Source organism: Haoranjiania flava (genome assembly GCF_025631005.1).
Taxonomy (GTDB): domain Bacteria; phylum Bacteroidota; class Bacteroidia; order Chitinophagales; family Chitinophagaceae; genus Haoranjiania; species Haoranjiania flava.
Genome location: NZ_JAOTPL010000005.1, coordinates 150,259 through 164,977 on the forward strand (window position 1 = coordinate 150,259; position 14,719 = coordinate 164,977).

A 14,719-nucleotide genomic window follows, 5' to 3' on the forward strand; every position below is an offset into this window, starting at 1 on the left:
AATTTCGTAAAAATATCTAAGGATAATCATGATATTTATCAGTTGCATTAAATGCATAAAAAAATATTTTGTCAATGTCAGCTTTTGACATACTACCCTGTGTACATTTGTTATAACAAAAACAGGATAAATTATGGACAAAAATCAGATAAAAGCCGCACTGATAGAACACTCCGGAAAGATATTGGCTTGTGGAGACAAGGATGATGATTTTGATGATGTGCTGGAGCTTGAAATAAAGATTCTTAAAAAGTTCGGGCTGCCACCAACTTTTGAAAACCGTATGATAATTGAAACCTTTGGGTTGGATGGAAACCTTGCCAATACGGATTTGGATAATGTTATAAATACTCTGGCGCAAAAAGCTACTGAACACTTTACTGCGCCTATAATAGGTGATCAGGAATTTCTTTTAATAAGCAGAAATAAAGACGAATCGTATGACAATGTTTTGCAGGCTATCGGCTTAGGAGGCAATGATTACCAGGTTTTCATATACGAAGAATTGTTTTGTAAAAATCTCATTGATGTGAACACAGCGTTGACAGAAATGAAAAAAGCAGAATCTTTTTCGGCGGAAATGAACAAATTGATTGTTTTTTCAAAATCTAAAAATAAAATTATTAAGGCGTTGAAGAAAGCACGCGTCCAATTTCCAGAGAAATATTATCAGTACCGCGTAAACTCGACTATCACAAAGGAAGAAATTAGTTTTTTAAGAAAGTTAGAGAAGAACTTTTTTAAGAATACTGAAGAACGCCCTTATTTTATCTCGCAGGAGTTGTTACATAAGCAAGAAAATAAATATTTATGTGGGTACTTTCTTGATGCATCCGGCGATATCTACTTTCTGGCATTCGCAGGTTCCGGTAATAAATTCCGAAGCTATTTGCTTAAAGGAAACTTAAAACATACTTTGCAACTATTCAAGAAAGTACAACAAACCAATTTAGCCAATTTGTACAAAGCAGAAATTATAAGTAGAATACAAAACCGTAATTTTGATGATGCTTACTTTTCTTTTGGTTCTCCGGAAAGGCAATATCTGAAACTTATCAATAATTGATCATTCACAACATAAATTTCACCAATGCCATACCATAAAAAAATAAAAACCTACTTACACATACTGGAAAAGTTTAGCGGTATAAACAGAGTAAATCTCAATAGCATACAACATTCACTGAAATGCAATTATCTTCCTGCATCTCTAAGCAGCATCAATAGAGCAATTAGAGAACTCCGAGCAATGGGTTATGATATTTGCTGGAATGCTGAGGAGAAATATTATACGCTTGAAAGCAGCCCCAATGAAAACAATAAATTGCTGAAAGGCACGCTGAATCTTATGGTGTATGCAGATTTCCTTAAGGAAATTACTGAAAGTCCCGAGGGCATCCTTGATTATATTGATTTCGACGAAAAAATTGTAAGTAAAGGCGCTGAATACCTTAAACAGATATTCGACGCAATTAAAACAAAAAAATGGCTTAAAATAACTTATTCCAATTTTCGTGACGATAAACTTCGTAAACACAAGCTTGCTCCACTAATGATTAAGGAATACAATGCCCGTTGGTATTTGTTTGCAGTGTTGAAAGCTCCATCATGTAATAAGCAGGACGAAGCGTACTTTTTTGGTTTAGACAGGATTGTGAAAATGGCTATTCTGAATGATAATGTACCTGAAGGAGTGTTTCAGCGATTACAGTCGATACAAAAGCTAAAGAAAGAGAACAAGCAAAAAGAAATATCTCCTAAAGACTGGATGCGTGAATTCATGGGTGTGATTTTTTCAAAAGAGAATGTACAGGAAGTTATCCTTAAAATAGAGTCTTCTCAGGCGCCTTATGTAAAAAGCCAGCCTTGGCATCATACCCAAATTGTTTTGGCAGACGAGCCGGATAATTTTCAGATAGCTTTATACCTTAGGCCGAATGAGGAATTGGAATATAAAATACTTTCGTTTAGCGGAAGAGCGGAGGTAATAGCGCCTGTAACGTTCAGAAAAAAAATAATTAACACATTAGAAAAAGCTTTACGTTTATATCATGAATAGAAAAATATCAAACAATAAAATTTTCAGGTGTTAAATTCATCTAAATTAAGGAGAGTGGAGATTTAATACACGTAAAAGCTATTATAGTAAACCAATGTGGCGGTAAGGGTGAGCTATTTGATATTACGAAAATAGATTTACTTGCCTTCTCAATTTATCACAACTTTGGATATAAAGATGTAGTGGTTGACACAATTGAAAGGGATCAGCAATCTTTGAGTTTATACAATAAAAATCATAAAAAATGAAAGTAATTTTAAGTAGAAAAGGGTTTGATTCAAAAATGGGCGGTAAGCCAAGCCCAATTATTAATATTGATGGCAAATGGAAATATTTACCTTTGCCTATTCCCTATCCTGTGTCTGATACAATCTATGATGATATTGTTTTGTACAATAAGTATAAAATATCCGATGTAATAGAAGAGTTAGTTTCTGAAAAAATTAGAAAGAAGAACAATATAAATGCATCTGACAAGTGTCACCTAGATCCTATTTTAGAGTTAACAAAGATTGGTAACAAAACATTACAACCTGCGTTGGGGCAAAGTGATCAGGCAGAATCTGCATTGAAGAAATGTGGGGTTGATAAGGGCGATGTTTTTCTGTTTTTTGGTTGGTATAAGTTTGCTAAAAAAAATCAAGAAGACAAATATCAATATTTTAGCAAGGGTGATAAAGATCAATTAAGAGAGTTGTTAGGATTAGAAGGTAGGGCAAACAATGCGCTTCTGGATAAGATCATTTCAGACGGTATCCATGTTATATATGGTTATTTGCAGGTTGGCGAAAAATATGACTTGTGTGACGAAGGTCATAGCAATATTCCTGAAGGCCTAAAATGTCACCCACATTACAAATTCCATCAAGAATATTTTTCAAAAAGTAATAAAGAAAGAAAAAAGCTTGAACCCAAATTAAAGACTAATACTCACAATTCAATTTATGCTGCAGCTAGTTTTTTAAATAATCAAAAAGGTATCCCTGGCTCTGGTTTATTGAATTATCATAAAGATTTGGTTCTATCGCACTTTGATATACCGCAGTCCGAAACCTATAAAAAGAGTCAGTGGAAGAAAGATTTCTTCTCATGTAACAATTATACGTTTACTCATATAAAACAAGAAAAAGATTATATACAATCTCCAGCCAGAGGACAAGAGTTGATCTGTAAAGATAATGCATTACAACAATGGGCAATCAATCTCATTGAAAACCATAAACAAAAAAAGTAAGTAGAAAATGGCCATACAAAAGATTGCCCATGACTGATAACTTATAATCGTAATGAGCACCTGGCAATTCAATAAGAGAATCAAGATCGTACTGACGCAAATGATTTCACAAGTCACAGGTTCAAAATCTCCATGATTACACTACTTTTGTCATGAACCTAAAAGCTGTTGATGTTATACGGAGAAATCTTTGCGGAAGCGCACAAGCCATCCAGGAAAAAAATTACTTTTTCTATCAAGCCGCCATTGAGAAGCTATCTCAAAAGATACGGCCGGGAAGTGCCGTTGCCGGTAGAATACAGGGATATGATGCGTTTTACCTATGCACGCCCTTTGATAGACAACGAAGGAAAGGAAACTGCGTGGGAAGAGGTAAGCTATGACATGCGCGAATGGGAATACCTCAATGAATCGCTGGTAAAATGCTACTCAATACTGAAGACCGAAGGCGACTTCTCCTTTGCAGGCAACCTGCGCATTGAGCGTATTGATTTCTGCAGCTTTGGCAACAGCCAGCCATTCCGCATCAAGATCATCAACGTACACAACGGACACTACGATTTCTTTTACATAAAAAAAGCAGACGCCAGCCGTGTCTACGGGCTGGAGCTGGAGAATATGCTCTCCACTTCCCGGGTAGTATTTCATACCTGCAATGAAACACTGGTAGAAGAGCATATAGCCGGCGTGCCGGGAGATGTATTTATAAAAGATTACCTGCAACGCCCCGATACAGACATGATCAGGGTGGTGAAAAGTTTTGTAAAGTTCAATGAAGTGTGCTTCATCAGGCTGTTGGGCGATATGCGTTCTTACAATTTCGTGGTGCGCGTAATACCCGACATTGAAATGATCCACTATAAATTCAGGGCAATAGATTTTGACCAGCAATGTTATGAAGGCCGGTCAAAACTGTATATACCGCAGTTTGCCAAAGAAAACTACCCGCTCGTAAAGATCGGCAGCGAACTGCTGAACCAGGAATCTTTTAAACAATACCGTGCTGAAGAGCGTTCCAGGCTTGTGTACCGTATAGCTGTTGAAAGATACAGGATGAAGGCGCTGATGGACGTAATGATTTATGATGAAATATCTGTGCCTGAAAAAATAGACCAGCTGAAATTGGAGCTGGCAAATTACCACAAAGATATTGGCTTCTTAAAGCTGAAGACAATGGGGCAGATATTGAAAAGGCACATGAAAAAAATATTAGGCCCGCACATGGCTAATTTTTCAAAATCGGGCAGAAAGAGAATGCTTTAAATTAAATTTTATCAGCGATCAGCCGGTACCAATAATAATTTTAAGATATAATAATTTATTTTATCTTTGCAGCGCTATCCGGCAAATATAAAAACGTAAGTCGTGCTTAAAAGGTTTTCTGTATTTTTTATACAGCCCAAATATATTTACGGGTTATACCTGATCGTTTCGGTTGTTACTGCCATTTCCAAATATTGTGGCAGTGATTATAATAATTATAAAATATTCAAAAATGTTTTTTACAATGCACGTGCAGCAAGCAACCTGTATGCATTCTATCCCGAACAGTATTGGGATTGTAATCACTACGGTATTTTATTCGGCCTGATAATTGCGCCGTTTGCTTTATTGCCCGACTGGCTGGGCATAATATTGTGGAACCTGGCCAATGTATCGCTGTTGATATATGCTATCAGCCGGCTGCCGTTTTCTGATACTAAGAAAGCAATATTTGCCTGGCTCTGCCTGCAGGAATTAATCACTGCCTTATTAAGTTTTCAGTTCAACGTGGCGCTTACGGCATTGCTGATATTGTCTGCCTGTTTTATTATCCGGCAGCAAGAAGTAAAGTCCGCTGCCGCCATACTCGCCGGTACCTTTGTAAAGATATACGGTATAGTGGGCCTCTCTTCTTTTTTCTTTATCAGGAATAAAAAGAAATTTATTACAGCTTTCATTGTGGTTGCGCTGGTATTTTTTTGCCTGCCCATGTTATTTTTCGGCGCCGGCTTTACGGTACAGTCATATGCCGACTGGTATATACGCCTGCTGGAAAAGAACCAGGCAAACTTAGCTGCCACAAGCGGCCAGGACATTTCTTTGATGGGCGTGTTCCGCAGGATATTTCACAGGCCTGATATCTCCAACCTTGTTTTTTTAGCTATCGGCTTACCCATCTTTGCTTTGCCTTATTTGCGTATAAAGCAATACAGCAATATCTATTTTCAGTTGTTAATAGTAGCATCAACCTTACTGTTTGTAGTGCTTTTCAGTTCGGGCTCAGAGTCACCCACGTACATCATAGCGGTTGCCGGTGTCATGATCTGGTTTTCAATACAAAAAAGAAAAACACATTGGGTTTATTTCCTGTTGTTTTTTGTAATGCTGCTTACCTGTTTTTCACCTTCAGATATTTTTCCGGCATATATTCGCAGGCAATACATCAATACCTATTCTTTAAAGGCCTTGCCTTGTATTTTCGTATGGTTGCAGATAATTGTGGAATTGCTTACAGTAAAAGATTTTGATAAGAAATACGCGTTACGTTAAAACTTGCCTGATGAATAGCCTGATAAAATCTATAAAAAGATATATGGTAAATTTCAACGATAATACCGGGAGCCATTGAAAAAATAAAAAAAATTTCGGATGAAAACAATATCTGTTGTTATACCCGCTTATAACGAAGCTTCCAATATAGAAGCAGTATTCTGTAAGGTCAGGCACGTTTTTGATAGCCTGGCGGATTATGCATTCGAAGTAATTTTCGTGAATGACGGCAGCAGTGATGGCAGCGGCCATATGCTTCAAAAGCTTGCCGCCGAAAATACTGCTGTAAAATATATAGAATTTTCCAGGAACTTCGGCCACCAGCTTGCCCTGAAAGCAGGCATGGATCACGCTTCCGGAGATGCAGTGATTTCTATGGATTGCGATATGCAACATCCGCCAGAAATGATCGGCCAGATGATAGCTGAGTGGGAGCAAGGCTACGACATTGTGTTTACGCTGAGAAGCTACGCTAAAAAAGCGCCGCGCTTCAAGAGATGTTCTTCACGGTTTTATTATAAATTTATCAATACTATTTCTGATGTGAAAATAGAAGAGGGCAGCGCAGATTTCCGGCTGCTCGACCGGAGTGTGGTAAACGTATTAAACAATATTGAAGACAAAGAACCTTTCCTGCGCGGATTAACGCGGTGGGTGGGCTTTTCGCAGAAAGCAATTTACTACACGGCCGATGAAAGGTTCTCCGGTGAGAGCAAATACAGTCTAAAGAAGATGCTTCGCCTGGCTATGACGGGCATCACTTCTTTCAGCACAAAGCCGCTGCACATTGCGGTATATTTAGGTTTCTTTTTTGCAGCCATGTCATTGCTCTACATTCCTTATGTGATCTGGTCTTTCGTGTACGATGTTGAAATCTCCGGCTGGGCTTCGTTGATAATGACTATCGTTTTCTTCGGAGGGCTGCAGTTGGTGATACTTGGCATCCTCGGCATTTATATTGGTAAAATATTTAAGCAAACCAAGAACCGCCCGGCGTACATTATCAAAAACAAAAATTTCTGATCATGGTTTGTATAAGTTTCGATGTGGAAGAGTTTGATATGCCATTGGAATACAATGGTACCATATCTTTGGAAGAACAGTTGAGTATCTCGCGCACGGGCGTTGAAACCATACTGAACCTGTTGAACAGGTATCATGTAAAAGCTACCTTCTTTATCACTGCAGTGTTTGCTCAAAACAATGAAGATATTATTAAGCGCATGGCAGAGCAAGGCCACGAGATTGCATCGCATACTTATTATCACTCCGCCTTTCATGAAAGAGACCTGCTGCATTCGAAACTTGTTTTAGAAGCGATCAGCGGCAGCAAAGTGTATGGCCTGCGAATGCCGCGTATGCAGGATGTAAACCCCGAGGCCGTTGCTGATGCGGGTTACAGATATAACTCATCGGTGAACCCTACCTGGTTGCCGGGCAGGTACAATAAGCTGCACATACCGCGCACGCTGTATAAAGAAGGCAGGCTGATACAAATACCGGCATCTGTATCGCCGCTGTCGCGGTTTCCTCTATTCTGGCTGAGTTTTCACAACCTGCCATTTAATGTGTACAGGTACCTGCTAAAACGCGCGTACGATAAAGACGGCTATGTAAACATTTATTTTCATCCCTGGGAGTTTGCAGATATCAGTAATCAGAACTTCAGGCTGCCATCTTATACCATTTCCAATACCGGCGATAAGATGACACGGCGTTTTGCCAGGTTACTGGATTGGATACGCGCAAATAATTTTCCTACAGGCACATTGTATGAACTAACACATCAAAAGCCCGGGTATTAGTATTTTGCAATGCTGAAGAAGAATAAATATACATTTCACAGGCTGATGTTGCAGATGCTCGATATTTTTTATCCGGTATTCAGGAAAGTAATGCCCAAGCAGGTGTACCGCTTCCTTGCTGTGGGGGGCGTATGTTTTTTAATAAACATAATTGTATTCCACTTCAGCTATCATTTGTATGATTCGGGCAAGTTTGGCCCACTGCCTGCACCTGCCTATATTGCAGCGTTTTTTACCTCGTTATCTATAACTGTGCTGGTTGGTTTTTACCTGAATAAAAATTATGTGTTCCGTGGTTCTGTGCTGGAGAAGCGCACCCAGTTTTTCAGGTTTTGTTACTCTACTGTTTTGGAAGCAATTATTTCTTATTATCTTTTAAGGTTCTTTGTGGAAGGCCTGCACTGGCATCCTTCGCTGGCGCTGATAGCCGGCGTGGCAGTGATACAGACGGCCAATTATTTTATTCAAAAGCATTATTCTTTTAAAAGAACGCATTAAAAACAGGTTGTAAGAAAATGCACCGTCTTGTATTTCTAAGCGTAAATTAACAATTTTAATATGTAAATTTGTGCTCTTACTTTCTATAAAAATTAATACAGATGAGCGATTTAAAAAAGCCGGTGATCGGTTTTACATGTGGCGATATTAATGGAATTGGTTTAGAACTGATCATAAAATCTTTGAGCGATACGCGTATCAATGAATTGTGTACACCGGTAGTTTTTGCCAACAGTAAATGCATTAATTTTTATAAGAAAACAATCGGGGAGATCAACTTTGCATACAGCCCGGTAAAAGATAAAACCAGGCTCAATCAAAAGCAGATAAACCTTTTCAGCTCCTGGGACGAGGAAGTAAACATCAATCCCGGGCAGCTGGATGAGCAGAACGGCAAGTACGCATTTCTTTCTTTGCAAAACGCGGTAGACGCGTTGAAAGAAGCGTGGATAGATGGCATTGTTACTTTGCCGATCCATAAAAAAACAATACAGTCAGAACAGTTTCAGTACAGCGGCCATACGCCTTACCTGCGCGATGCTTTCGGCCGTAAAGATGTGCTGATGCTGCTTGTAGCAGACAATATGCGCGTGGCGGTGGTTACCGAGCATGTGCCTGTGAAAGAAATTGCCAATCATATTTCTACAGAAGTTATTATGGGCAAATTGCAGTTGCTCAACGAAAGCCTTAAAAAAGATTTTGGTATAGACAAGCCGAAGATTGCTGTGCTGGGCCTAAACCCGCATGCCGGCGATGAAGGGCTGATTGGCGATGAGGAGGAAAAAATTATTAAGCCGGCTATCAGGCAGGCAAAGCAAAAGGGCATGCTATGTTTCGGGCCGTACAGTGCAGACGCGTTCTTTGCGCGGGGGCAGTACAGCCGCTTTGATGCCGTGCTTGCCATGTATCACGATCAGGGGCTGATCCCTTTTAAGTCTCTTGCAACAGGAGACGGGGTAAACTTTTCAGCAGGTTTGCCCATAGTGCGAACAAGCCCCGATCACGGGACTGCTTTTGATATTGCAGGGAAAAACAAAGCCGACGCTGCTTCTACACTGGAGTCGCTTTATAAATGTATCGATATTTTAAGAAGCCGCCGTGAATACACCGAAGCGCATAAAAACCCTGTGAAGCGCACCAGTGAAAAAGTAATCGGTAATGTAGATGAAGAAGTGAAGGATGATGCCGAAAGCTAATGATCACCAGCCTTTCATGTATTCTTTAATCACGCGTTCGTTTTCTTTTACAGCTTCATCCTGCCAGCGCGGGTTGTATTTTACAAACCAGCTCAGCCAAAGGCTTCGTGCAAACCGCATGAACAACGGCTGCATTACCAGCAGCAGGACCAGGTTTACAAAAAACCAATAAAACACCCGGTTGTCATCTATCGAGAAACTCATCCCGATCAATACTTTCCACGCAATGAAAGTTGCTACGGAAAAAGCCACCGTTAAGGCATAGCTCACATAGCTGGTACCATAGTAGAACCCAACCTCAATATCCGTAGGTTGCCCGCAAACGGGGCAGGTTTCGTTCATTTTCATGAACCTGTTATGCTTTAACGCATATGGCTTCCGCGAAACAAATAGGTTGCCCTGCCTGCATCGCGGGCATTTGTTGGTTAAAACAGACAATAAATAGTTGGGTGTTTTCTTTTTCATACGAACAGTTGAGTGCAACAAAGGTAGTATTTTAAGAATTTATCTGAAATAACCATAAAGATTAGGAATCTATACCAACCGTGAATGAGTATGGAATCTAAAAAGCTGGTTATTCCATGTGGCAACTGAAAAAACAAATAAATATACACACATGAAATATTCATGAGCAATAATATGCACACCAACCGGGAATGAGTATTGAATCTAAAAAAATGGTTATTCCGTTTGGCAAACAGAAAAACAAATAAAATATACACACATGAAATATTCATGAGCAATAATATGCACACCAACCGGGAATGAGTATTGAATCTAAAAAAATGGTTATTCCATGTGGCAACTGAAAAAACAAATAAATATATACACATGAAATAGCCATAAGCAAAGTTGCATACCAACCGCGAATGAATAAAGGTTATTCCATGTGACCATAAAGAAAAAATAAAAAATATACACATGAAATAGCCATAAGCATAGGTGCATACCAACCGCGGATGAATAAAGGCTATTCCATGTGACCATAAAGAAAAAATAAAAAATATACACATGAAACCAAATGCTTAAATTTGCCTTCCAAATTACAGCGAACATGACTATCTCTTATAAATGGTTGAGTGAATATTTACCCGAAAAAATTGAACCCGAAAGATTATCCAGAATACTTACTTCCATTGGGCTTGAAGTGGAGAGCCTTGAAGATTATGAAAGTATTAAAGGGGGACTGAAAGGCGTGGTGATTGGCGAAGTGCTTACCTGCGAACAACACCCCAATGCTGATAAATTAAAATGTACTACTGTGAATGTAGGTGCAGAGGCGCCCCTGAAAATTGTTTGCGGTGCACCAAATGTAGCTGCAGGTCAGAAAGTGGCAGTAGCAACAGTAGGCGCTACACTATATCCATCCGTAGGAGAGCCAATGACTATGCGGGTTGCAAAGATACGTGGAGAGGAGAGCTACGGCATGCTGTGTGCAGAAGATGAACTCGGCATGGGCCAGAGCCATGAAGGCATTATGGTGCTGCCGCAAGATCTGAAGCCCGGCACGCCTGCTTCGGAATATTTTTCCGTTTATGAAGATAAAATATACGAGATAGGCCTTACGCCCAACCGCATGGATGCCATGTCTCATTTTGGCGTGGCAAAAGATGTATGTGCTTACCTGGTACGGCATGAGAACAAAGGGCAGAAGCCTGTAAGCCCTTTTAAAAACGGCTTCAAAGCAGACAACAATAACCTGCCTGTAAAAGTTACGGTAGAAAATACGGAAGCATGCCCCCGCTATGCCGGCGTAACCATAAGCAATGTCACCGTGGCGCCTTCACCTCAATGGCTGCAGGACAAGCTTAGAGCCATTGGCCTGCGCCCCATCAACAATATTGTAGACATTACCAACTTTATACTGCACGAGACAGGACAGCCCCTGCATGCTTTTGATGCTGCAAAGATCACCGGCAATCATGCGATTGTGAAAAATCTTCCGGAGGCAACAACTTTTATCACTTTAGACGAAAAAGAGAGAAAACTTTCTTCCGAAGACCTGATGATCTGTAATGAAGATGGGGGCATGTGCATTGCCGGCGTTTTTGGAGGAATCGAGAGTGGTGTAACGGAAGCAACTACAAATATTTTCCTGGAAAGTGCAGCCTTCGATGCGGTGTCGATCCGTAAAACATCTTTCCGCCACGGGCTCAGAACCGATGCTGCTACACGCTTTGAGAAAGGGGTAGACATCAGCAATACCGTAAATGTGCTGAAGCGTGCAGCCATGCTGGTAAAAGAAATTGCAGGAGGAGAGATAAGCTCGGAAGTGGTGGACATTTACCCGGAACCTAAAGAGAAAAAAACAGTTTCTTTAAAATATCATTACCTGAAAAAACTCAGCGGCAAAAACTACCACCACGATACCATTGTGAATGTGCTGGAAGCGCTGGGCTTTGAAAAAGTAAAAGATGCTACAGATGAAATTGTGCTGGCAGTGCCCTACAGCAAGCCCGACATTAGCCTGCCCGCAGATATTGTAGAAGAGATCTTACGTATAGACGGCCTGGATAATATTGAGATCCCTGCAACCATCAGCATCACACCCGCTATTGACCCGTATACTTTAAAAGAAGATACCAAAGAGAAGATCGCTAACTTCCTGGTGGGGCTTGGTTTCAACGAGATCATGACCAACTCCATTACCAACAGTAAATATTATACCGAAGAAGAGTTAAGCTCTACTGTAAAAATGCTGAACAACCTCAGCGCTGAACTGGATGTAATGCGCCCATCCATGCTTGAAACCGGCCTGGAGGCATTGGCTTATAACATCAACAGGAAAAATGCCAACCTGCAGTTTTTTGAATTCGGTAAAACTTATGCTGTCAAAGAGGCCGGCCAATATGCCGAGCAGGAAAAACTGGCTTTGTACATTACAGGTAAAACGTATGAAGAAGCATGGAATGAAAAAGGAAAGCCGCAGTCTTTTTTCCGGTTGAAAGGAATTGCAGAAGCAGTCATGCATTTGCTGGGTTTTCAAAAACTTAAGTACAAAATCCTGGAGCAGGAAGCCGGCGTGGCGCTGATATCAGATAAGATACAAGTGGGAAAGATCATTACTGTACCTAAAAACAAAGCCACACAATTCGACATCAGGCATGAAGTTTTTTATGCGGATATTGATATGGCTGCTGTACTTTACCTGAAAGAAAAACAAACCATCCTGTATAAGGAAGTGAGCAGGTTCCCGGCCGTGCAGAGAGACCTGGCAATGGTATTGGATAAATCGGTAAATTATGAAAGCATCCAAAACATCATCAGCAAATCAAATTTAAATTTATTGAAAGATGTGCGCTTATTCGATATTTTTGAGAGCGATAAATTAGGCAAGGATAAAAAATCTGTAGCCATCAATTTTACTTTTATGGATGATCAGAAAACACTCACCGATAAGGAAATTGATGCTATGATGAGTAAGCTTACCAATGGTTTCATAAAGGAATTAAATGCAGAGGTAAGAAAGTAAAAAAAATGTAGCGTATTCCAGTTATTCACAACCAAATTTATACCCGGATACTATGGATAACACACAGCTTCAAAGCCTTGAAGAAAAATTGCAGCAGTTGCTCCGGCGCTATAAACGCCTGCAGAAAGAGAATGAAAATCTTAAAGAAGAACTTCACCGGACTTCAAAAGAACTGGCATTGAGCAGGAACGATATTTCTGTATTGCAGCAACAGCTGGATGTAAAAAAACTGGGCGTGCAAAACTGGACAGACCAAGAGAAGAAAACGCTGAATGCAAGAATTGACGCCTATCTGAAAGAAATAGACAGTTGCCTTCACCTGCTAAACTCTTAATAGCTGCATGACAGACATCATTGTGATCAATATTGTAGTAGGCGACAGAACCTATCGTTTAAAAGTAAATAAAAACGATGAAGAGCTGGTGCGTAAAACAGTAAAACTGATCAATGATAAGATTGTATTTTTCAAAATAAACTTTGCCGGGAAAGACATGCAGGACTACATTGCTATGGCTATACTCTGGTTTGCTACAGAACAAAACCAGGCCGGGCAATTCATGATCAAAGAGGAAGAAACAAAAGCTCGCTTATCTTCACTGCAATCCTTACTGGATCAGGCTTTAGATGAAGAAGAATAAACAGATTGTTTAACTCTTGGATGCAAGGATTAAATGCAGATCGGTATATTTCAGGCCGAACCTTTCACTGATATGAAAATTTGTTGAGTAGCCTTTGTACAGGTATATGGCATCGCGCAGGTTAAAATCGTGCCACAACAAATGCTCAAAACCGCCTTCATCTGCAATGTTCATCAGCAAGGGAGACAAAACGTTGCTGATAGCCTGGCTGGCCGTGCGTGCAAAGCCGCTGGCAATGTTAGGTACACAATAATGTATTACTCCGTATTTGGTAAACGTAGGATTTTCGTGGGTAGTAATTTCGCTGGTTTCAAAGCAGCCTCCCCTGTCTATGCATACATCCACAATCACACTTCCCGGACGCATCTGCGCAACCATTTCTTCCGTAACAACTACAGGAACGCGGCCTTTGGTATTGTTTAATGCGCCAACGGCTACTTCACAGGTCTTGATTTGCTTGCTCAGAATGTTCGGCTCTATAACACTGGTCCACACGCGATGGCCGATGTGGTTTTGCAGGCGTTTAAGCCTGTAGATATCGTTGTCAAAAACTTTTACCGAAGCGCCTAAAGCAAGCGCCGCTCTTGCAGCATATTCGCCTACGATTCCTGCCCCGATGATGATTACTTTCGTTGGCGGTATGCCGCTGATGCCGCCCAGTAAAACACCTTTTCCATTGTTCAGCGAATCAAGGTGCTGCCCGGCTATGAGCATAGAAGCGCTGCCTGCGATTTCACTCATGCTTCGCACGATCGGGAAGCTGTCGCTGTCATCTTTGATGAGTTCAAAGCCAAGCGCCGATATTTTTTTGTTTAATAAAACTTCCAGTATTTTTTTATTCAGCAGCGAGTAGTGCAGCGGTGAAATGATGGTTTGATTTTTTTGTAAATGCGGCAGGTCGCATTCCGTGATCGGTGCACTTTTTATGATGATGGCAGATTTGAACACTTCTGCCCTGGAGCTTACTATTTTTGCGCCGGCATCGCTGTAGTCTTTGTCGGTAAATTTACTTCCTTCACCCGCTTTGGATTGCACGGTTACCTGGTGGCCATTGTTTACCAGCACCTGCACTGCTTCGGGTATCAGGGAAATGCGGTTTTCCTGCATGGCTTCTTCTTTGGGAATGCCTATCACCAGCCTGGCTTTACCCGGTTTTACGTCTAAGGTCTCTTCCAGGGTTTCATAGCTGAACTCAGCTGCTACAATAGGTTTTGCAGTTGCCATACAATTATTTTATACAACAAAAATAGTCAATTATGCATTAAAAAAAGTTCCGCAACAGTTT

General features: G+C 40.5%; 14 protein-coding genes. 12 read left to right on the forward strand and 2 right to left on the reverse strand.

Annotation, left to right across the window (positions count from 1 at the left end; all coding sequences use genetic code 11):
• The first annotated feature begins 283 nt into the window (after positions 1 to 283).
• The 9 genes from OD355_RS05480 (at position 284) to pdxA (ending at position 9,324) form a co-directional block, all read left to right on the forward strand.
• Positions 284 to 1,066, forward strand: a complete 783-nt coding sequence (locus tag OD355_RS05480) for a hypothetical protein (RefSeq protein WP_263037454.1) — start codon at positions 284 to 286, stop codon at positions 1,064 to 1,066.
• A gap of 24 nt (positions 1,067 to 1,090) precedes the next feature.
• Positions 1,091 to 2,059, forward strand: coding sequence for a helix-turn-helix transcriptional regulator (locus tag OD355_RS05485; RefSeq protein WP_263037455.1), 969 nt, complete (start codon positions 1,091 to 1,093; stop codon positions 2,057 to 2,059).
• Between the two features lie 244 nt (positions 2,060 to 2,303).
• The gene (locus OD355_RS05490; protein WP_263037456.1) at positions 2,304 to 3,293 is read left to right on the forward strand and encodes an Nmad3 family putative nucleotide modification protein; all 990 of its coding nucleotides are present in this window, start codon (positions 2,304 to 2,306) and stop codon (positions 3,291 to 3,293) included.
• Positions 3,294 to 3,464: 171 nt separating this feature from the next.
• Positions 3,465 to 4,556, forward strand: coding sequence for a hypothetical protein (locus OD355_RS05495; protein ID WP_263037457.1), 1,092 nt, complete (start codon positions 3,465 to 3,467; stop codon positions 4,554 to 4,556).
• A 102-nt stretch (positions 4,557 to 4,658) separates the two neighbouring features.
• Positions 4,659 to 5,825, forward strand: a complete 1,167-nt coding sequence (locus OD355_RS05500; protein ID WP_263037458.1) for a glycosyltransferase family 87 protein — start codon at positions 4,659 to 4,661, stop codon at positions 5,823 to 5,825.
• Positions 5,826 to 5,924: 99 nt separating this feature from the next.
• A complete protein-coding gene (locus tag OD355_RS05505; protein WP_263037459.1) occupies positions 5,925 to 6,848 on the forward strand; it encodes a glycosyltransferase family 2 protein in 924 nt (307 codons plus the stop codon).
• A gap of 2 nt (positions 6,849 to 6,850) precedes the next feature.
• Positions 6,851 to 7,630, forward strand: a complete 780-nt coding sequence (locus tag OD355_RS05510; protein ID WP_263037460.1) for a polysaccharide deacetylase family protein — start codon at positions 6,851 to 6,853, stop codon at positions 7,628 to 7,630.
• A gap of 9 nt (positions 7,631 to 7,639) precedes the next feature.
• Entirely contained in the window at positions 7,640 to 8,128 is a 489-nt protein-coding gene (locus tag OD355_RS05515) for a GtrA family protein (RefSeq protein WP_263037461.1), read from the forward strand.
• Positions 8,129 to 8,229: 101 nt separating this feature from the next.
• Positions 8,230 to 9,324 carry a 4-hydroxythreonine-4-phosphate dehydrogenase PdxA gene (pdxA, locus tag OD355_RS05520; RefSeq protein WP_263037462.1) on the forward strand — a complete coding sequence of 365 codons (1,095 nt, stop codon included), beginning with the start codon at positions 8,230 to 8,232 and terminating at the stop codon, positions 9,322 to 9,324.
• Between the two features lie 3 nt (positions 9,325 to 9,327).
• Here pdxA and OD355_RS05525 read toward each other — a convergent pair whose 3' ends face one another.
• Positions 9,328 to 9,789: a DUF983 domain-containing protein gene (locus OD355_RS05525; RefSeq protein WP_263037463.1), complete on the reverse strand. Its 462-nt coding sequence runs from the start codon at positions 9,787 to 9,789 to the stop codon at positions 9,328 to 9,330.
• Between the two features lie 589 nt (positions 9,790 to 10,378).
• Here OD355_RS05525 and pheT point away from each other — a divergent pair.
• Genes pheT through OD355_RS05540 form a run of 3 tightly spaced genes read left to right on the forward strand, consistent with a single transcriptional unit; the run spans position 10,379 to position 13,434 of the window.
• Positions 10,379 to 12,796, forward strand: a complete 2,418-nt coding sequence (pheT, locus tag OD355_RS05530) for a phenylalanine--tRNA ligase subunit beta (protein WP_263037464.1) — start codon at positions 10,379 to 10,381, stop codon at positions 12,794 to 12,796.
• Between the two features lie 52 nt (positions 12,797 to 12,848).
• Complete coding sequence (locus tag OD355_RS05535) at positions 12,849 to 13,130, forward strand: hypothetical protein (RefSeq protein WP_263037465.1); 282 nt, start codon at positions 12,849 to 12,851, stop codon at positions 13,128 to 13,130.
• 7 nt (positions 13,131 to 13,137) lie between these two features.
• Positions 13,138 to 13,434, forward strand: coding sequence for a cell division protein ZapA (locus OD355_RS05540; RefSeq protein ID WP_263037466.1), 297 nt, complete (start codon positions 13,138 to 13,140; stop codon positions 13,432 to 13,434).
• Positions 13,435 to 13,443: 9 nt separating this feature from the next.
• On the opposite strand, the gene OD355_RS05545 is transcribed toward OD355_RS05540, so the two are convergent.
• On the reverse strand, positions 13,444 to 14,658 hold the full coding sequence (locus OD355_RS05545) for an alanine dehydrogenase (RefSeq protein WP_263037467.1): 1,215 nt from the start codon (positions 14,656 to 14,658) through the stop codon (positions 13,444 to 13,446).
• Between the last annotated feature and the right edge of the window lie 61 nt (positions 14,659 to 14,719).

Bases quoted from the DNA above. Each gene is read 5' to 3' on its own strand.
- OD355_RS05515 (WP_263037461.1), top strand. From the start codon at position 7,640: ATGCTGAAGAAGAATAAATATACATTTCACAGGCTGATGTTGCAGATG.
- pdxA (WP_263037462.1), top strand. From the start codon at position 8,230: ATGAGCGATTTAAAAAAGCCGGTGATCGGTTTTACATGTGGCGATATT.
- OD355_RS05495 (WP_263037457.1), top strand. From the start codon at position 3,465: ATGTTATACGGAGAAATCTTTGCGGAAGCGCACAAGCCATCCAGGAAA.
- OD355_RS05490 (WP_263037456.1), top strand. From the start codon at position 2,304: ATGAAAGTAATTTTAAGTAGAAAAGGGTTTGATTCAAAAATGGGCGGT.
- OD355_RS05545 (WP_263037467.1), bottom strand. From the start codon at position 14,658: ATGGCAACTGCAAAACCTATTGTAGCAGCTGAGTTCAGCTATGAAACC.
- OD355_RS05510 (WP_263037460.1), top strand. From the start codon at position 6,851: ATGGTTTGTATAAGTTTCGATGTGGAAGAGTTTGATATGCCATTGGAA.
- OD355_RS05480 (WP_263037454.1), top strand. From the start codon at position 284: ATGATAATTGAAACCTTTGGGTTGGATGGAAACCTTGCCAATACGGAT.
- OD355_RS05535 (WP_263037465.1), top strand. From the start codon at position 12,849: ATGGATAACACACAGCTTCAAAGCCTTGAAGAAAAATTGCAGCAGTTG.
- OD355_RS05525 (WP_263037463.1), bottom strand. From the start codon at position 9,789: ATGAAAAAGAAAACACCCAACTATTTATTGTCTGTTTTAACCAACAAA.
- OD355_RS05485 (WP_263037455.1), top strand. From the start codon at position 1,091: ATGCCATACCATAAAAAAATAAAAACCTACTTACACATACTGGAAAAG.
- pheT (WP_263037464.1), top strand. From the start codon at position 10,379: ATGACTATCTCTTATAAATGGTTGAGTGAATATTTACCCGAAAAAATT.
- OD355_RS05540 (WP_263037466.1), top strand. From the start codon at position 13,138: ATGACAGACATCATTGTGATCAATATTGTAGTAGGCGACAGAACCTAT.
- OD355_RS05505 (WP_263037459.1), top strand. From the start codon at position 5,925: ATGAAAACAATATCTGTTGTTATACCCGCTTATAACGAAGCTTCCAAT.